This window comes from Pseudomonas sp. EggHat1, from assembly GCF_014892995.1.
Taxonomy (GTDB): domain Bacteria; phylum Pseudomonadota; class Gammaproteobacteria; order Pseudomonadales; family Pseudomonadaceae; genus Aquipseudomonas; species Aquipseudomonas chaetocerotis.
This window is the reverse complement of record NZ_JACKQK010000001.1, coordinates 19395-35712: the sequence shown is the minus strand read 5'-3', so window position 1 is coordinate 35712 and position 16318 is coordinate 19395. Positions and strand designations below refer to the sequence as shown.

The 16318-nt window shown below is 65.0% G+C and carries 13 protein-coding genes; 10 read left to right on the top strand and 3 right to left on the bottom strand.

Features of this window, described 5'->3' with window-relative positions; all coding sequences use genetic code 11:
- Window positions 1–47 precede the first annotated feature (47 nt).
- Window positions 48–830, bottom strand: a complete 783-nt coding sequence (locus INS93_RS00160) for a lysophospholipid acyltransferase family protein (protein ID WP_192979866.1) — start codon at window positions 828–830, stop codon at window positions 48–50.
- Window positions 831–898: 68 nt separating this feature from the next.
- Window positions 899–1630 carry an L-ornithine N(alpha)-acyltransferase gene (gene olsB / locus INS93_RS00155; RefSeq protein WP_160018452.1) on the bottom strand — a complete coding sequence of 244 codons (732 nt, stop codon included), beginning with the start codon at window positions 1628–1630 and terminating at the stop codon, window positions 899–901.
- Window positions 1631–1778: 148 nt separating this feature from the next.
- Between olsB and INS93_RS00150 the strand changes: the two genes are divergently transcribed.
- From INS93_RS00150 to INS93_RS00105, 10 genes are all read left to right on the top strand, one after another.
- On the top strand, window positions 1779–2669 hold the full coding sequence (locus INS93_RS00150; RefSeq protein ID WP_192979865.1) for an acyl-CoA dehydrogenase: 891 nt from the start codon (window positions 1779–1781) through the stop codon (window positions 2667–2669).
- A gap of 66 nt (window positions 2670–2735) precedes the next feature.
- Window positions 2736–3521 (top strand): MBL fold metallo-hydrolase, encoded by a 786-nt coding sequence (locus INS93_RS00145; protein ID WP_192979864.1) that lies wholly within the window; start codon window positions 2736–2738, stop codon window positions 3519–3521.
- Between the two features lie 156 nt (window positions 3522–3677).
- On the top strand, window positions 3678–4796 hold the full coding sequence (locus INS93_RS00140) for a serine hydrolase domain-containing protein (RefSeq protein WP_192979863.1): 1119 nt from the start codon (window positions 3678–3680) through the stop codon (window positions 4794–4796).
- Window positions 4793–5113 (top strand): amidase, encoded by a 321-nt coding sequence (locus INS93_RS00135; RefSeq protein WP_192979862.1) that lies wholly within the window; start codon window positions 4793–4795, stop codon window positions 5111–5113. The genes INS93_RS00140 and INS93_RS00135 overlap by 4 nt, the downstream gene beginning before the upstream one ends.
- A gap of 203 nt (window positions 5114–5316) precedes the next feature.
- The gene (locus INS93_RS00130; RefSeq protein ID WP_160018447.1) at window positions 5317–5889 is read left to right on the top strand and encodes a YceI family protein; all 573 of its coding nucleotides are present in this window, start codon (window positions 5317–5319) and stop codon (window positions 5887–5889) included.
- 2 nt (window positions 5890–5891) lie between these two features.
- On the top strand, window positions 5892–7046 hold the full coding sequence (locus tag INS93_RS00125) for a phospholipase D-like domain-containing protein (protein WP_192979861.1): 1155 nt from the start codon (window positions 5892–5894) through the stop codon (window positions 7044–7046).
- A gap of 160 nt (window positions 7047–7206) precedes the next feature.
- Window positions 7207–8250, top strand: a complete 1044-nt coding sequence (locus tag INS93_RS00120; RefSeq protein ID WP_420707250.1) for an alpha/beta fold hydrolase — start codon at window positions 7207–7209, stop codon at window positions 8248–8250.
- A gap of 360 nt (window positions 8251–8610) precedes the next feature.
- A complete protein-coding gene (locus INS93_RS00115) occupies window positions 8611–10404 on the top strand; it encodes a DUF1302 domain-containing protein (RefSeq protein WP_160018444.1) in 1794 nt (597 codons plus the stop codon).
- Between the two features lie 27 nt (window positions 10405–10431).
- Window positions 10432–11799, top strand: coding sequence for a DUF1329 domain-containing protein (locus tag INS93_RS00110; protein ID WP_226945262.1), 1368 nt, complete (start codon window positions 10432–10434; stop codon window positions 11797–11799).
- 170 nt (window positions 11800–11969) lie between these two features.
- Window positions 11970–14576, top strand: coding sequence for a LuxR C-terminal-related transcriptional regulator (locus tag INS93_RS00105; protein ID WP_192979858.1), 2607 nt, complete (start codon window positions 11970–11972; stop codon window positions 14574–14576).
- A 261-nt stretch (window positions 14577–14837) separates the two neighbouring features.
- On the opposite strand, the gene INS93_RS00100 is transcribed toward INS93_RS00105, so the two are convergent.
- Complete coding sequence (locus tag INS93_RS00100) at window positions 14838–16181, bottom strand: short-chain fatty acid transporter (protein ID WP_160018441.1); 1344 nt, start codon at window positions 16179–16181, stop codon at window positions 14838–14840.
- Window positions 16182–16318: the final 137 nt, after the last annotated feature.

Genomic DNA, 16318 nt, shown 5'->3' with positions numbered 1-16318 from the left:
GGAGCCCTTGCAAAAGCCCCCGGATTGCATCCGGGCTACGCGGTGGATTAGGCGGCTTCGGCTTCGGTCGGCACCATGGCGGGCGTTTCCAGTTGCAAGGCGCTGGCGATGATGGCCTGGCTGTGCCGGGCCAGTTCATTGCGGCTGCGTGATTCGCTGGGGATTGGCGCGAGCAGGCGTATCTCCACTTCACAGGCCGAGCTGGAAAGCAGGCGCAGCAGGTGCGAAAGCATGTCGTTGTCGCCGACAAAGGGCGCTACCGGGCAGGGTTGGCCATCGCGCAGATAACGGATAGCGACCGGTTGGACGGCCACGCCGCTGTCGATGGCGCTGCTCAGCAGACGGCCATGGAACGTGCGCAGGCCCAGGCCGTCGGTGGTGGTGCCTTCGGGGAATATCAGCAGGTGATGGCCCTGCTGCAGATGGCGGGTGAGCTGCTGGCCGACCTGGCTGCTGTCACCGGCACCGCGACGGATGAACAGCGTGCCGGCCTTGTGCGCCAGCCAGCCGGCGACCGGCCAGGCGCGCACTTCCGCCTTGGACAGGAAGGACAGCGGCTGCAGGGCGCCCAGCAGCGGAATGTCGGTCCATGACACATGGTTGCTGACCCATAGCATCGGCTGCGTCGGCAGCTCGCCCTCGACCCGCACGCGAAACGGCAGGGCGCCGCCCAGGCGCGCCAGAAACCAGCGGGTCAGACGTTGGCGCAACGGCATCAGGTCATGCCGAACCACCCGTTCGAACAGGCTGACGATGCCGGCCAGCAAGGTGCCGAAGGCGATTACCAGGGCCAGGTGCAGCAGGCGCAGGGCCAGGCGCAGTCGGGTCATGCAGGACTCCAGATGAAAAAAGCCGGCCTCTATCTACAGGGCCGGCGCAGGTGATGCAAGTGTAGCTGTCAGACTGCAGCCTTGAAGTGCCGGGCGTAGCGTGGGCACAGCTCGTCGCGCTTGAGCAGGATGAACACGTCGGCCACCTGGAAGTCGCGGTCCCAGCAGGGTTCGCCGCAGATCTTCGCGCCCAGGCGCATGTAGGCCTTGAGCAGCGGCGGCATCTCGGCGATGACGTTGCCCGGCACATCCAGTTGCGGCAGCGGGTGCTTGGGTTCGGCGCGCAGGTGCTCGGTGCACAGGTAGCGCTCACGCAGGCGCTGCATGATGGCCTGGGCCTGGATGCCGCCGTCCTGCATGGAGATGCTGGCGCAGCCCATCAGGTAGCGGTAGCCACCTTCGTTGAGTACCTCGGCCAACTCGCCCCAGAGCACGGCGATGGTGGCGCCGTTGCGGTAAGCGACATCGACGCAGGTGCGGCCGATTTCCAGTACCGGGCCTTCCAGTTTGGCCAGGCCGTGCAGGGCGAATTCCTCCTCGCTGTAGTAGCGACCGAGGCCCGCAGCGGCCTGGTGATCGAGCAGGCGAGTGGTGGCGACCAGCTCGCCGCTGTTGAGGTCACGTACGCCGATATGGCGGCAGTGGATGTCGTAGTCGTCCATATCCAGACCCAGTTCGGCGCCATTGAGCTTGGCATCGAATTCCGCGCTGAATACGCGATAACGCAAGGCCTGAGCTTCACGCAGGGCGGCGGGGCCTTGCAGGCGTTCGGCCTGCAGACGGCGAGCGGTTTGAGTCATGCCAGATCCTCCGTGTGCCGGCTGAGTGCTTGCAGCCGGTCGATCTTGTTGGGCAAGCTCAGGCTAGGTAGCTGCAGTGTCACCACCGTGACGCTTTTCTTATGCTTATGTGACAGCGGCGCAGATGCTGCTGCGAGGAGCCTGTGCGATGCCCTGGTCGAGTCTGTTTCAGCCCGGTGAACGCCTGACTGCCGAGGCGGGCCTGGAAGACTGGTACGCCCGCTTGCTGGCGCGTCTGAGCGGCACGCCACTACCCTTCGAGCTGGCGCTGTTGGGCGGCCTGCTGGCGGCTACGCCGGGGTTGGCGTTTCTCGCCGGCTATCAGGCAGCGCTGCGCGTGCTCTGGCCTGCGGCGCCCTGGACGGCCGGCGCCCTGTGCGTGACGGAGAACCGCAGCACCCGGCCGGCGGACATGCACACGCGTATCGATGGCCTGCAGATCACCGGGCGCAAGGATTTCGTCACCGCCGCCGAATGCGCCGACTGGCTGCTGGTGGCGGCGCGCGAGGAAGGTGAGGGTGAAGCGCCGCGGCTGGCGCTCGGCGTGGTACGCCAGGGCGCACCGGGCGTTTGTATCGAGCCGCTGCCGGCACTGCCGTTGATGCCGGATATCGGCCATGCGCGACTGCACCTGCAACAGGCCCAGGGCGAGCGCCTGGCCGGCGACGGCTGGGATGACTACGTCAAACCTTTCCGCACCCTGGAAGATGTGCACGTACTCACTGCCGTCGTCGCCTGGCAATTCGGCGTGGGGCGCGATTGTGGCTGGCCTGAAACGCTGCTGTTGCGTCTGCAGGCGCTGCTGGCCGGCTGTGCCGAGGTCGCGCGACAGGCGCCCGATGCGCCCACTACCCATCTGTTGCTGGCCGGGTTGTTCGCCACGCAGCAGGCCTTGGCGGGCGAGCTGGAGGTGGCCTTTGCCGCTGGCCCTGCGCAATGGGCCGAGCTGTGGCAGCGCGACAAGGGCTTGCTGCGCATCGCCGAGGCGGCGCGCGGCAAGCGCCTGGAGAACGCGCGGCGGATTGTCGCCGCCCGTTGATCCATATCAGTACCCATTGCTGTTGGCGCGCATAAGGTTGCCTCGCGATTCACTGACGAGGTTTCCATGCGCCGCGAGCCCATCGTGCTGTTCGATAACGGCAACCACCAATGCCTGATGTTCGATGACCTGGTCAGCGGCGAAGGCGTGCAATCCAACCAGTTCCTGATCACCGACAACGAGCAGTACCTGCTGCTCGATCCGGGCGGTGACCTGACCTACACGCCGCTGTCGCTGGAGCTGTCCAAGCACATCCCGGTGCAGGACCTGACCTACATCTTCGCTTCGCACCAGGACCCGGACATCATCGCCTCGCTGGACAAGTGGCTGCTGCATACCCGTGCGCGGGTGATCTGCTCCAAGCTGTGGGCGCGTTTCTTGCCGCACCTGACCGCCAATTACCTGGTGCTGAGTCGTGGCATCAACACCTTCGATCGCATTATCGCGTTGCCGGATCGCGGCCAGAGCATTCCACTGGGCAAATGCTCGCTCAAGGCCGTGCCGGCGCATTTCCTGCACTCGGTGGGTAACTTCCAAGTGTATGACCCGGTGAGCAAGATCCTCTTCTCCGGTGACATGGGCGCCTCGATGGTCGATGACGCCACGCCGGTGCGCGACTTCGTCAACCATGTGCCGAACATGGAAGGCTTCCACCGCCGCTATATGGCGGGCAACAAGGCGTGTCGCCTGTGGGCGGCGATGGTGCGGCAGATGGATGTGGCGATGATCGTGCCGCAGCACGGTCGGCCCTTCGTCGGCCCGGAAATGATCAGCGCCTTTCTCTACTGGATCGAGAACCTCGAATGCGGTCTCGACCTGATGGGGCCGGAGGATTACCAACTGCCCAGATAGCGGCAGGGTGCGCTGTGCGCACCGATACCACTTGGCAATCGGTGTGCACGGCGCGCCCCCCCTGCCCGAATGAAGGCGGGGGATGGCGGTTTCGTCACTTCAAGCCGTCACCATGGCCATGCTAGGGTGCGCCACGATTTCTGATCGAGGCCGCCCATGTCCACCTCCTTGCTTCGTCGACTGAGCCTGGCGCTCGGTTTCAGCCTGGCTGCCAGCACCGCCCTGGCGGAAAACTGGCCGCAACCCGACTGGCAGAGCCAGCCACGCGTCGAGAGCGCCGCGCTGGCCGAGCTCGAACAGTACGCCTTCCCGGAACGCAATGACGCCGAACGCACGGGCGTGCGCACCGATGCGCTGCTGGTGATCCGCGACGGGCAGATTGTCTACGAGCGCTATGCCGAACCGACCACGGCGCAGACCGCGCACCTCTCCTGGTCGATGGCCAAGAGTCTGCTGGCCAGCACCTTGGGTGTGGCTTATGGCGAAGGGCGCTTCAGGCTCGACGCGCCCGCTGCGCAGTACTACCCGGCGATGGCCGAGCATCCGCAGATCAAGATCGGACACTTGCTCAACTGGGCTTCGGGTCTGGCCTGGGAAGAGGACTATGAATACGCGCCGCTGAAATCCTCGGTGGTGGCCATGCTCTACACCCGCGGTCGCGCCGACATGGCCGCCTTCACCGCCGCGCATGCCGCAGACGCCGCGCCGGGCACGCGCTTTCGTTATTCCAGCGGCGACAGCAACGTGCTGGCGGCCGCGTTGCGTGGCATGGTCGGCGAGCCAGCCTATGCCGACTATCCCTGGACGGCGCTGTTCGAGCCGCTGGGCATGACCAGCGCAGTGTGGGAGCGCGATGCCAGCGGCACGTTCATCGCTTCGTCCTACGCCTACATGACCGCGCGCGACCTGGCCCGTGTCGGCCTGCTGATGCAGCGAGGCGGCCGCTGGGGCGAGCGCCAGCTGCTGCCGTCCGCCTGGGTCGATTTCGTATCCACGCCTTTCGCCAGCTATCAGCCGCAGTTGGCCAAGCCGGGCGATGCCGTCCCAGGCGGGCATTGGTGGCTCAATGCCGAACTGCCGGGCAGCGCGCGACCCTGGCCGGATGCACCGGCCGATACCATCGCTGCGCTCGGGCATTGGGGGCAGGGGCTGTACGTGATGCCCGAGGAAAAACTGGTGGTGGTGCGCTACGCCGATGACCGCGACGGCAGCTTCCAGCACAACGAACTGCTTAAACGTGTGCAGGCGGCTTTCGCCACGGAGGTGCAGCCATGATTCGTCGTCATCCGATTCTTAGCGTGGTGGCGCTGTTGGTGATTCTGCTGCTGGCCTGGGCCTGGCCGAACCGCGCGCATCTGGCGGCGTTCCCCGACATCATCGGCGCCTACACGGCCAAGGAGTACTGCTCCTGCCGCTACGTCAGTGGCAACCCGGCGGCCTATTGCGAAGGCTATGTGAAGCAGTATGTACCGATCAGCAGCCTGCTCGATGACGACAGCGCCAAACGTGTTACCGCCAGCGGTCTGGGCCGCACTCACAGCGCGGTCTGGCTGGGCGAGCGGCAGGGCTGTCAGCTGCTGCCGAATGAGTAGGGCCTCTCCCCGGACTCCTCTCCACCAGGCGTGCCCCATGAATGGGAGAGGGAAGCCAAGCGCGTAGCCCGGATGAAATCCGGGGCATGTTGGTGAGGCGCTCCCGGATTGCATCCGGGCTACGGGTGGAAGAGGCGCCGGGCTTTGCAAGGCGGGCCGTGGCGACTATCGTTGCCGCCTGGTCACGCCTTTTTCGAGTTCTCATGCGCCGTTCGCTTCTCGCCCTGTTGCTTGCCGCTGCCTTGCCCGTTCACGCCGACTGGTATCTGGACAACGAATCTTCGCGTCTTTCGTTCATCTCCACCCATTCCGGCAGCCAGTCGGAGGTGCATCGCTTTCTCACCCTGCACGGGCAGATCGCGGCCGATGGTCGCGCGCGCCTGCGCGTGGATCTTGATTCGCTGAGCACCGGTATCCCGCTGCGTGACGAGCGCCTGCGTGCCATGCTGTTCGACACCTCGCGTCTGCCCGAGGCGCGCATCACTGCCCAGGTCAACCTGCCGCAATTGACCGACCTGGCACCTGGCGCGCAGCTGGAGTTGCGGTTGCCTCTGCAACTGACCCTCAACGAGCGTACGCGCGAACTGGACAGCGAACTGCTGGTCACGCGCCTCGATGATCGCCGCTTCCAGGTGGTGACCCTGGCGCCGCTGGTGCTGCACGCCGAAGATTTCGCCCTGGCCAGTGGCATCGAGGCGCTGCGTAAAATCGCCGAACTGCCGGCCATCAGCCTGTCGGTGCCGGTGGGTGCCGTGCTGATCTTCACGGCGCGTTGAGCGTGCATGCGCGCGGCAGCATCTTTCCCTGGCGAGGCGGCAATCGCTTCGAATTGCTGCTGGACGGCCCGGTGTTTTTCCCGCGCATGCTGGCAGCCATCGAGGGCGCCCGGCAGCAGGTGGAAATCGAGCTCTATCTGATCGAAGACGGCCGCTGTAGCGAGCGTCTGGTCGACGCGCTGTGCCGCGCGGCTGAGCGCGGGGTGAGGGTGCGTGGTCTGTTCGATGCCTACGGTGCGGCAGGCCTGGGCATCGCGTTGCGTGAGCGCATGCAGGCCGCCGGTGTACAGCTGCGCTGGTACAACCCGGTGCGCTGGCGGCGGGGTATCCGCAATTTTCACCGCGATCACCGCAAGCTGCTGCTGGTGGACCAGCGCCTGGCCTACGTTGGCGGCACCGGCTCCACCGATGAGTTCTGGTTGCCAGACGAGCCTCGAAGTCCCTGGCACGAAGTCATGGTGGAGATCGAAGGACCGCTGGTGGGCGACTGGCAACAGCTGTTCGAGCAACTCTGGCGCGCACGATTTTCCTGGCGCCCGAGTCATCAGCCGATACCGCTGAGCCTGCCCGAGTGCCCGCCGGTCGGGGTTGGTCTCGGGCGTGTCGCCTATGCCGACGCGGCACAGCATCGCGACATTCTGCTCTCACTGTTGCGCGCGCTGAAGGGCGCCAAGCAGCGCGTCTGGCTGGCCACGCCTTACTTCCTGCCGACCTGGAAAATCCGCCGTGCCCTGCGCCGCGCAGCCGCACGTGGGGTGGAAGTGCGCCTGCTGTTGGCCGGGCGCAACACCGATCACCCGCCGGTGCGTTTTGCCGGGCAGCGCTATTACCCGAAACTGCTCAGGGCTGGCGTGCGCATCTTCGAGTATCAGCCGCGTTTTCTGCACCTGAAGATGGTGCTGGTGGACGATTGGGTCAGCGTCGGCTCGTGCAACTTCGACCACTGGAACCTGCGCTTCAATCTCGACGCCAATGTCGAGGCGCTGGACCCGGATTTTACCCGGGCAGTGACGGCCAGCTTCATCGAGGATTTTGGCGTCAGCCGCGAAATCACCCTCGACGATTGGCACCAGCGCCCCTGGTGGCGTCGTGCGCAACAGCGCCTGTGGGGCTGGCTGGATCGGTTGGCGGTGAATGTGCTCGATCGCTGGCGCTGAACGCCTGAGCGATCCGGCCGGAGCCATGAGCTTCGCCGGAAGGCTCTATCTCAAGGTTTTCGGTCATATCCTGCAATGCATTGCCACCTTGGTGGTGGGGGGCGGTTGCTATAGTCGATCGCTTCTTTACGCCTGCTTCTGGTCGTAGCAGGCGTTCAGCATGGAACCCCGATACAGGAATGCGCCCGTGAAGAAAACCCTGCTCCTCGCGACACTTTCCGCCAGCCTCCTTCCCCTCTCCGCGCTCCAGGCTTCGCCGCAGGCCGGGTATGGCCCTCAGCTGGAAGGTTTCGAGTATCCCCACCCGATCCAGCGCTTCGAATTCAGTTCGCAGCAGCAGGCTCTGTCGATGGGCTACATGGACGTGAAGCCAGCCGGCCAGGCCAATGGTCGTACGGCGGTGCTGCTGCATGGCAAGAATTTCTGCGGCGCGACCTGGGAGGCGACCATCAAGGCGCTGAGCGATGTCGGCTACCGCGTGATCGCGCCGGATCAGATCGGTTTCTGCAGTTCGAGCAAGCCACGTGGCTATCAGTTCAGCTTCGGCCAACTGGCCAGCAATACCGACGCGTTGCTCGAGTCGTTGGGTGTGGAGAAGGCCACGGTGATCGGCCATTCCATGGGTGGCATGTTGGCCGCGCGCTACGCCCTGAGTCATGCCTCGCGTGTCGAGAAGCTGGTGCTGGTCAACCCTATCGGTCTGGAGGACTGGCAGGCGGAGGGCGTGCCCTACGTGACGGTGGACCAGCTTTACCAGGGGGAGTTGAAGACCTCCTACGACGGCATCAAGAACTACCAACTGAAGTTCTACTACAACGGTGTGTGGAAGCCCGAGTACGACCGCTGGGTCGACATGCTCAATGGTATGTACAGTGGCCCGGGCAAGCAGATCGTCGCCTGGAACCAGGCCCAGACGGCAGAGATGCTGTTCACTCAGCCTGTGGTGCACGAGTTTGCCAACATCAAGGCGCCGACCCTGCTGCTGATCGGAGGCAAGGATCGCACCGCCCCAGGCGCCAATCGTGCGCCGGAAGAAGTCGCGCAGCGCCTTGGCAACTACCCGGAACTGGGTCGCAAGACTGCCGAGGCGATTCCCGAGGCAAAACTCGTGGAGTGGCCGGAGCTGGGCCATTCGCCGCAGGTCGAAGCGCCGGTGCTGTTCCACGAGGTCCTGTTGCGCGAACTGGCGGCCGGCAGCAACTGAGCGACCCGGCAGAGCCCGATTTCGGGCTCTGCCGATGGCGATCGGATTTGGGCGCTCCCGGCGGCCGTCGTTCCAGCCCTGTCTTGTCCGGGCTTCGCGCTCCCTGTTCGCGGCGGTGTGCCGCCCCTGCAGTTCAGCGCCGCAGCGCATTGGGCGGCACGGTCTGCCAATAACAATGAATAGTTCCCTACCTCTCTGATACCCCGTCATTCAGCACGCTGAGTGTCGCGGCCTGCGGCCCGCGCCAGGGCGCCATTCATCCTTTCGGGCGACAGATGAAATCCCTCCTTGGTGCGCTTATCCGGGATGTGGTCGCTGCGTAGGGTTCCCTGCAGTTGCACCCCACTTCAGGAGACCCGCATGACAAGAACAACAGGGCCCGGACTATTCCAGCCGCACACCTTGGCTTTGGCCGTCGCCGTCGGTTTCGTCGCACCGGCGCAGGCCGTCAACTTCAACATCGGTGAGATCGAAGGGCAGTTCGACAGCTCGCTGTCGGTCGGTGCCAGCTGGTCGATGCGCAGTCCGGATCGCGATCTGATCGGCCCCAACAACGGCGGCCAGGGCCAGGCGCAGACTGGCGATGATGGACGCCTGAACTTCAAGAAGGGCGAGACCTTCTCGAAGATCTTCAAGGGTATTCACGACCTCGAACTGAAGTACCGCGATACCGGCGTGTTCGTGCGCGGCAAGTACTGGTACGACTTCGAGCTCAAGGACGAAAGCCGCCTGTTCAAGGATATCGACGACAGCAATCGCAAGGAGGGCGCCCAGTCTTCGGGGGCGGAAATTCTCGATGCATTCCTCTACCACAACTACGCCATTGGCGATCTGCCGGGCACGGTGCGGATCGGCAAGCAGGTGGTGAGCTGGGGTGAGAGCACCTTCATCGGCAACAGCATCAATGCCATCAACCCTATCGACGTGGCCGCCTTCCGCCGCCCAGGCGCGGAGATTAAGGAAGGCCTGATCCCGGTGAACATGCTCTACCTGTCGCAGAGCCTGACCGATCAGTTGAGCATGGAAGCCTTCTACCAACTGGAGTGGGACCAGACCATCATCGACAACTGCGGGACCTTCTTCTCCACCGCCGATGTGGCCGCCGATGGCTGTGACAATGGCTATCACATCGGCTCGCCAGCCATTGCGCCGTTGCAGCCGGTTGCTGCAGCGTTCGGTCAGGGCTTCCGCGTCGACAGCGAAGGGGTGATTCTGCCGCGTGCCGGTGATCGCGATGCGCGCGACAGCGGCCAGTGGGGCCTGGCCCTGCGCTGGCTGGGTGACGAGACCGAGTACGGCGCGTACTTCATGAACTACCACAGCCGCACGCCCATCGTCAGCACGCAGAACGCCGGCCTGGCGACCCTGGCAGCGCTGCCGGGGATCATTGGCACCGCCAATGGCATCGTACCGGGCAGCGGCGCGGGGCTGGCGCAGAGCGTGATGCTCGGCAATGGTCGCTACTACCTCGAGTACCCGGAGGATATTCGCCTCTACGGCATGAGCTTCTCCACCACACTGCCCACCGGCACTGCCTGGGCGGGTGAGGTCAGCTACCGGCCGAACCTGCCGCTGCAGATCAACACCACCGACATGACCCTGAGCCTGCTCAACCCCATCGCCCCTGGCACTGCACCGGTCGCCGCCGGGCCTGGCCAGGACAACGTCGGTTACCGGCGCAAGGAAGTCACCCAGGTGCAGACCACCTTCACCCATTTCTTCGATCAGGTAATGGGTGCCGGGCGCTTCACCCTGGTGGGCGAGATCGGCATGGCCCACGTCGGTGGCCTGGAGAGCCGTGAAGACCTGCGCTACGGCCGCGATTCGCTGTTCGGTGCCTACGGATTCCGTGGCGACACTCACGGCTTCGTCACCAGCACCTCCTGGGGCTACCGCGTGCGTGGCATCTGGGAGTACAGCAACGTGTTCGCCGGGGTGAACCTCAAGCCGAACGTCTCCTGGTCGCATGACGTCGACGGCTACGGCCCCAACGGCCTGTTCAATGAGGGTTCCAAGGCCGTGAGCATCGGTATAGACGCCGACTACCGCAATACCTACACCGCCAGCCTGTCGTACACCGACTTCTTCGGCGGTGATTACAACGTCGCGGTCGACCGCGACTTCCTGGCGCTCAGCTTCGGCGTGAGCTTCTAGGCCATCAGGATCAGTTGAGGAATGCAGATGAATACAACCCTGAAGATGCTCGGCGCACTGTCCCTGAGCCTGCTGGCCAGCGGTGTGCTGGCCGCGGTCAGCGAGCAGGAAGCAGCCAAGCTCGGTACCAGTCTGACCCCGTTGGGTGGTGAGATGGCCGGCAACGCCGCCGGTACCATCCCCGCCTGGACGGGCGGCATGGCCAGCGATGCCGGGCAGGTCGATGCGCGCGGTTTTCTCAGTGACCCCTTCGCTGGCGAGCAGCCATTGTTCACCATCACCGCACAGAACCTGGAGCAGTACCGCGAGCAGTTGTCGGCCGGGCAACTGGCGATGTTCGCGCGCTACCCGGACAGCTATCGCATGCCGGTGTACCCGACGCACCGCAGCACGGCGGTGCCGGACGCGATCAACGCCGCAGCCAGGACCAGCGCGCTGAAGACCGGTCTGCGTGATGGCGGCAACGGTTTGACCGGCTTCACTGACAGCCGCTATTACGCCTTCCCGATTCCGCAGAACGGCCTGGAGGTGGTGTGGAACCACATCACCCGTTATCGCGGTGGCAACCTCAAGCGCAGCATCGTGCAGGCCTCGCCGCAGACCAATGGCGCCTATACCCTGGTGCACTTCGAGGATGAAGTGGCCTTCCCGGAGAACATCCCCGATGTCGATCCAGGCAAGGCGGAAAATGCTCTGTTGTTCTTCAAGCAACGGGTCACCGCACCCTCGCGTCTGGCCGGCAACGTGCTGCTGGTGCACGACTCGCTCGATCAAGTCGCCGAGCCGCGCATGGCCTGGCTGTACAACGCCGGCCAGCGACGGGTACGGCGGGCGCCGCAGGTGGCGTACGACGGTCCGGGTACTGCCGCAGATGGCCTGCGTACCTCGGACAACTTCGACATGTTCAACGGCGCGCCGGATCGTTACGACTGGAAACTGGTGGGCAAGCGCGAGCTGTTCATCCCCTACAACAACTACCGCGTGGCCACGCCTGAGGTGAAGTATGAGGACATCCTCAAGGCCGGCCACGTCAATCAGGACCTGATCCGCTACGAGCTGCACCGGGTGTGGGAAGTGGAGGCGACGCTCAAGGCGGGCGAGCGCAACATCTACGCCAAGCGTCGCTTCTACGTGGACGAAGACTCCTGGCAGATCGCCCTGTCCGAGCACTACGACGGCCGCGGCCAGCTCTGGCGTGTCGGCGAGGCGATGTTGATGCAGCAATATGCGCAGAAGGTGCCGGTCTACGCGTTCGAGGCGCTGTACGACATCATCGCCGGGCGATACATCGCCATCGGCATGGCCAACGAGGAGAAAACCTCGGTGCAGTACGGCACTCAGGCGTCGGCCAAGGACTTCACCCCGGCCGCGCTGCGTAACGCCGGCGTGCGCTGACCTGGTAGCAGCCCGAAGCAAGCCGGTGTCGCCCTGTGCGCCACCGGCTTTTTTCTGCGTGCCTCTCTCACGTGAATCTCGCGCCATAAGCGCCAAGGGGTGGTCGCACGCGGTGAGCGGGGTACCATCGCCTGGTGGTTCAACAATGACAAGCAGAGAGAACCGCTGCCATGCCTACCCTTGCCATCGCCCGTGCGAGTGCGCTGCAGGTGCAACCTGCCGATCTACCGCGTTTGCCGCCGTGTGTGGTTTCCCGCCCAGCCCTGCTGCAGCGTCTGCTCGCCAGCGAGTCGCGCCTGCGTTTGCTGTGCGCGCCTGCCGGTTCTGGCAAGAGCGTGCTGCTCGGTCAATGCGCGCGCCACACGCCGGCCGCCGTCGAGCGCGTATGGCTCGATCTCGGAGGGCGCAGCCTGACGCCGCCGCAGCTGTGCAAGCGACTGGCCGCAGCCATGCAATTGCCGTTCGACGATGCCGGCGAAGCGGGGCTGATCGATCGGTTGCATGAGCATGCGGGGCGTTTGTGGATCTTTATCGACGACTACCCGCGACAGGCTGACGATGAACTCGATGCCTGCCTCGACCGGTTGTTCGCTGCGGCGCCTCAGCAGGTCTCCTGGTGGGTCGCCAGTCGTCGCATACCGGCCTGGAACCTGCCACGCCTATTGCTGCAGGGCGATCTGCTGGAGCTTCAGGGTGAGGAGCTGGCGCTGGATGACGCGGCGCTGACCGAGCTGCTGACGGCGTTGCAAGTGAGCCTGGCTGATGACGTCCGGCAGGCCCTGCTCGAGCGCAGCGAAGGCTGGTTGGCGGCGATCCGTCTGCTGTTACTCGATGTCGACGAGGATGCGCTGCGCCAGCGTTTGCAGGAGGGCTGCCCGGTGCTGCGCGACTACGTGCAGCGTGAGGTGCTGGCCGATCTGGACGAGGAGCTGCGCAGCGATCTGCATGCCCTGGCTCTGCTGCCGCGTTTTTCCCTGCCGCTCTGCGAGCACCTGCTGGAGGGTCGTGGCAGTGAGCTGCTGGGCGAACTGCAACGGCGCCAGCTGTTCGTGCGCAGTCTCGACAGCAGCGGTACCTGGTTCCGTCTGTGGCAACCGCTGGCCGAGGTACTGCGTCGCCTGCCGGGCGCGCCGGTGCCGGCCTCCATCCATGTGCGTGCCTGTCAGTGGTTCGCTCAGCACGGTGATATTCGCGAGGCCGTCGAACATGCCCTGCTGGCGGGGCAGGTCGAGGTTGCGGTCAACTACCTGCAGCGCTTCAGCCAGGAACAATTGCTGCAGGGGCACTCGGTCGCTCAGTTCCTGCAATGGCGCGAAGAGCTGCCAGCCTGGCTGTTCGCCAGTTCGCCGCGGTTGATCGTGCTGCAGGCCTGGGCTCTGATCATCTGCGCTCGTTTTGATGAAGCGGCCGACTGCATCCAGGGGCTGGCGCATTTCATGCCGCAACCGGATGAGCGCCGCCAGCGCAAACTGGTCGCCCATTGGCAGGCATTGACAGGTGTATTGGCGCGTCAGTGCGGGCGCCGCGATGCCCGGTTGCACTGCGAGCAGGCCCTGCAGATGCTGGACGAGGGCAGCTGGTCGCAGCGCGTGCTCTGTTACCAGGCGCTGGCCCAGCAGCATATGGCCGAACATGCGTTGGACCAGGCCAAGCAGGCGCTGGATCAGGGCCTGCGTCTGGCACGGCTCAATGGCAGTCTGATTTTCGAGGCTTTGCTCAATACCGATCACTGCCTGCTGCTGCAGATGCGTGGTGAGGCTGGGCGCGCCGCTGAACTCGCCGAGCAGTCCCTGGCGCTGCTGCGCGAACGCTTCAACCATAGCCCGGTGGTCGCTCGCCTGCTGTTGGTACGGGCCAGCCTGCTGGCCCGCCAGGGCCTCGATGAGGCGGCGCAGCAGGCGTATCGCCTGGGGCTGCAGGAAGCCGAGCACTGCGAGGATGCCTACATCATTTCCGGCTATCTCGGCATGCTGGAACTGGCGGAAAGCCGTGGCGATCTCGACGAGGCCCATCAGTGGTTGCAGCGGGCCGAGCGGGTGATGCAGTGGTCGCACGTGCCTGAAGTGCGTTACCGCTGTGTGCTGCAGTTGCAGGCAGGGCGGCTGCTGCTGCGTCAGGGGCAGACCGGGCGCGCACGCGAGCTGTTCGCCCAGACCCTGCAGCAGTTGCAGCAGCGTCAGCAACTGGCGCCCTCGGAGTTCTACGATCTGTTGCCACGCTTGCGTCGTTACCTGGCGCTGAGCGACCTGCTGCTTGGCCACCACGCTGCCGCTGAGCATGCACTGCGCCTGCTGCTGGATGAATGCCAGCTCGCCGGGCATCGCAGCCTGGTCTGCGAATGTCGGGTCAGCCTGGCCGAAGCGCTGCTCATGCAGGGGCAGCAGGAGCAGGCCGATGGCCTGTTGCAGCAGGCGCTTGGCGAGGCGCGACAGCTGCGTCTGCTGCGGCCACTGCAGGAACTGCAACAGCGTCAGGCGCAGTGGCTGGAGCGCCTGTTGCCGAGTGAGGCTGGGCAGAGCCTGCACCAGCGCCTGTTCGAGCCGGCGCCGCGCCTGGATGAGCCGGCCAGTGCCGGTACTGCGCTGCTCAGCTCGCGGGAGCTGGCGGTGCTGCAGCTGATCGCGCAGGGGGGCTCCAATCAAGAAATCGCCGATCGCCTGTTCATCTCGCTGCACACGGTCAAGACCCATGCGCGGCGGATCAACGTCAAGCTCGGCGTGCAAAGACGCACCCAGGCCGTGGCGATGGCCAAGGCGCAGGGGCTGATGGGGGATTGAGCAGGCGATGTCCGCCTGGAACAATGCCCGCTCTTTCAGGAGGCGAGCTCTGTGAGCCGCCGCTGGTGGGCTGAAGCCCACCCTACAAGAGGCGGATCTCCGCCCGTCCCACCCTACAGATTGGAGCTCACCCCAGGGCGGGTGGGCTGCCTGAGAGTGGTGCAGGTCAGCCCGTAGGGTGGGCTTTAGCCCACCTGAGTTGGTCAGCGTGGGCCGAAGCGGATCTCCGCTCGGCCCACCCTGCAGGGCCTCGCTGTTTGGTCAGCCGAGGAAGTAGAACGCGCCGCAGATCACCACGCCCGAGTACAGCAGCATGATCAGGCAGTAGCCCATGATGTCGCGTGCGCCGAGGCCGACGATGCCGAGCAGCGGCAGTGCCCAGAACGGCTGGATCATGTTGGTCCAGGCGTCGCCCCAGGCAATCGCCATGGCGGTAACGGTCGGCGAGACGCCCAGTGCCTGAGCAGCCGGCAGCATGATCGGGCCCTGCACGGCCCACTGGCCACCGCCAGACGGTACGAAGACGTTGACCACACCAGCGCTGAGGAAGGCCAGCAGCGGGAAGGTGTCAGCCGAGGACCAGGAGATGAACGCTTCGGTGATCTGCCGGCCAAGGGAGATGCCGTCGGCGTTGGCGCCCATCATCATGCCCATGATCCCGGCGTAGAAGGGGAACAGCAGGACGATGCCGCCAATGCCGCGCACGCTCTCGTCCACCGCGCGCATGTAGCGCTCTGGGGTGCCGTGCATCAGCAAGCCGCTGAACAGGAAGATGGCGATGACCACGTCCAGGCCGAGCACGAAGCCCTTGGTGGCGAAGTGGTTGAACAGGTAGATACCGGCCATGGCCACCAGTGCCAGACCAAGGATGCGGCTGTCGTCCAGGCGCTGTGCCGGGGTTTCACGAGCCGGCAGCTCTGCACGCGATTCCACCAGCTTGGCGGCATCAGCGACCTTGGCGCCCTGACGCGGGTGCATGGCGCGGTTGAGCAGCGGCAAGCCGATGAACAGCAGAGCCACGATGGTCAGGTTCAACGGGCTGAACAGGGTCTCGGTGATGCTCACCGGATCGGTCAGCACGCCTGCGGTGATACGTGCCAGATCCGGGCCACCGGTGGCCATGGACAGCGGAATCGAGCCGGCCAGGCCGCCGTGCCAGACCAGGAAGCCCGAATAGGCCGAGGCCACCAGCAGCGGGTAGTCGACGCCATCGACCTTGCGCGCCAGGGCGCGGGCGAATACCGCGCCGATCACCAGGCCGAAGCCCCAGTTGACCCAGCAACCGACCAGCGCCACCAGGGTGACCATGATGATCGCCTGACCGGGCGTGCGTGCCAGACCGGCGAGGCGGTCGAGTTGGCGGTTGATGATCGGTGCGCTAGCCAGGGCGTGGCCAGTGACGAAGATCAGCGACATCTGCATGGCGAAGCCGAGCAGCGTCCAGAAACCACCGCTCCAGTGTTGCACCATGGCCGGTAGCGATTGGCCGGTGGAGAAGATACCAGCGAGCAGCACGCCCAGCGTGAGCAAGGCGGAGAAAACGAACGGTGAGGGCAGGTACTTCTGTACCAGGCTCACGCTCATGCGGGTGAGGGTGTTGAACATGGATGACGCCTCTTTCTTATGGTTGTGTAAGAACCTGTTCAAAGCCTGCTGCGCGTCGGGCCTGCAGCGTTAAAAACAGGCTGGAACGCCAGCCCGGTCAAATGCTCATTTACAACTCGTAAAGTCGCACGCGACTC

What these genes read in the sequence shown, in the direction of transcription:
- INS93_RS00160 (WP_192979866.1), bottom strand. Translation starts at nt 830, where the DNA reads ATGACCCGACTGCGCCTGGCCCTGCGCCTGCTGCACCTGGCCCTGGTA.
- olsB (WP_160018452.1), bottom strand. Translation starts at nt 1,630, where the DNA reads ATGACTCAAACCGCTCGCCGTCTGCAGGCCGAACGCCTGCAAGGCCCC.
- INS93_RS00150 (WP_192979865.1), top strand. Translation starts at nt 1,779, where the DNA reads ATGCCCTGGTCGAGTCTGTTTCAGCCCGGTGAACGCCTGACTGCCGAG.
- INS93_RS00145 (WP_192979864.1), top strand. Translation starts at nt 2,736, where the DNA reads ATGCGCCGCGAGCCCATCGTGCTGTTCGATAACGGCAACCACCAATGC.
- INS93_RS00140 (WP_192979863.1), top strand. Translation starts at nt 3,678, where the DNA reads ATGTCCACCTCCTTGCTTCGTCGACTGAGCCTGGCGCTCGGTTTCAGC.
- INS93_RS00135 (WP_192979862.1), top strand. Translation starts at nt 4,793, where the DNA reads ATGATTCGTCGTCATCCGATTCTTAGCGTGGTGGCGCTGTTGGTGATT.
- INS93_RS00130 (WP_160018447.1), top strand. Translation starts at nt 5,317, where the DNA reads ATGCGCCGTTCGCTTCTCGCCCTGTTGCTTGCCGCTGCCTTGCCCGTT.
- INS93_RS00120 (WP_420707250.1), top strand. Translation starts at nt 7,207, where the DNA reads ATGGAACCCCGATACAGGAATGCGCCCGTGAAGAAAACCCTGCTCCTC.
- INS93_RS00115 (WP_160018444.1), top strand. Translation starts at nt 8,611, where the DNA reads ATGACAAGAACAACAGGGCCCGGACTATTCCAGCCGCACACCTTGGCT.
- INS93_RS00110 (WP_226945262.1), top strand. Translation starts at nt 10,432, where the DNA reads ATGAATACAACCCTGAAGATGCTCGGCGCACTGTCCCTGAGCCTGCTG.
- INS93_RS00105 (WP_192979858.1), top strand. Translation starts at nt 11,970, where the DNA reads ATGCCTACCCTTGCCATCGCCCGTGCGAGTGCGCTGCAGGTGCAACCT.
- INS93_RS00100 (WP_160018441.1), bottom strand. Translation starts at nt 16,181, where the DNA reads ATGTTCAACACCCTCACCCGCATGAGCGTGAGCCTGGTACAGAAGTAC.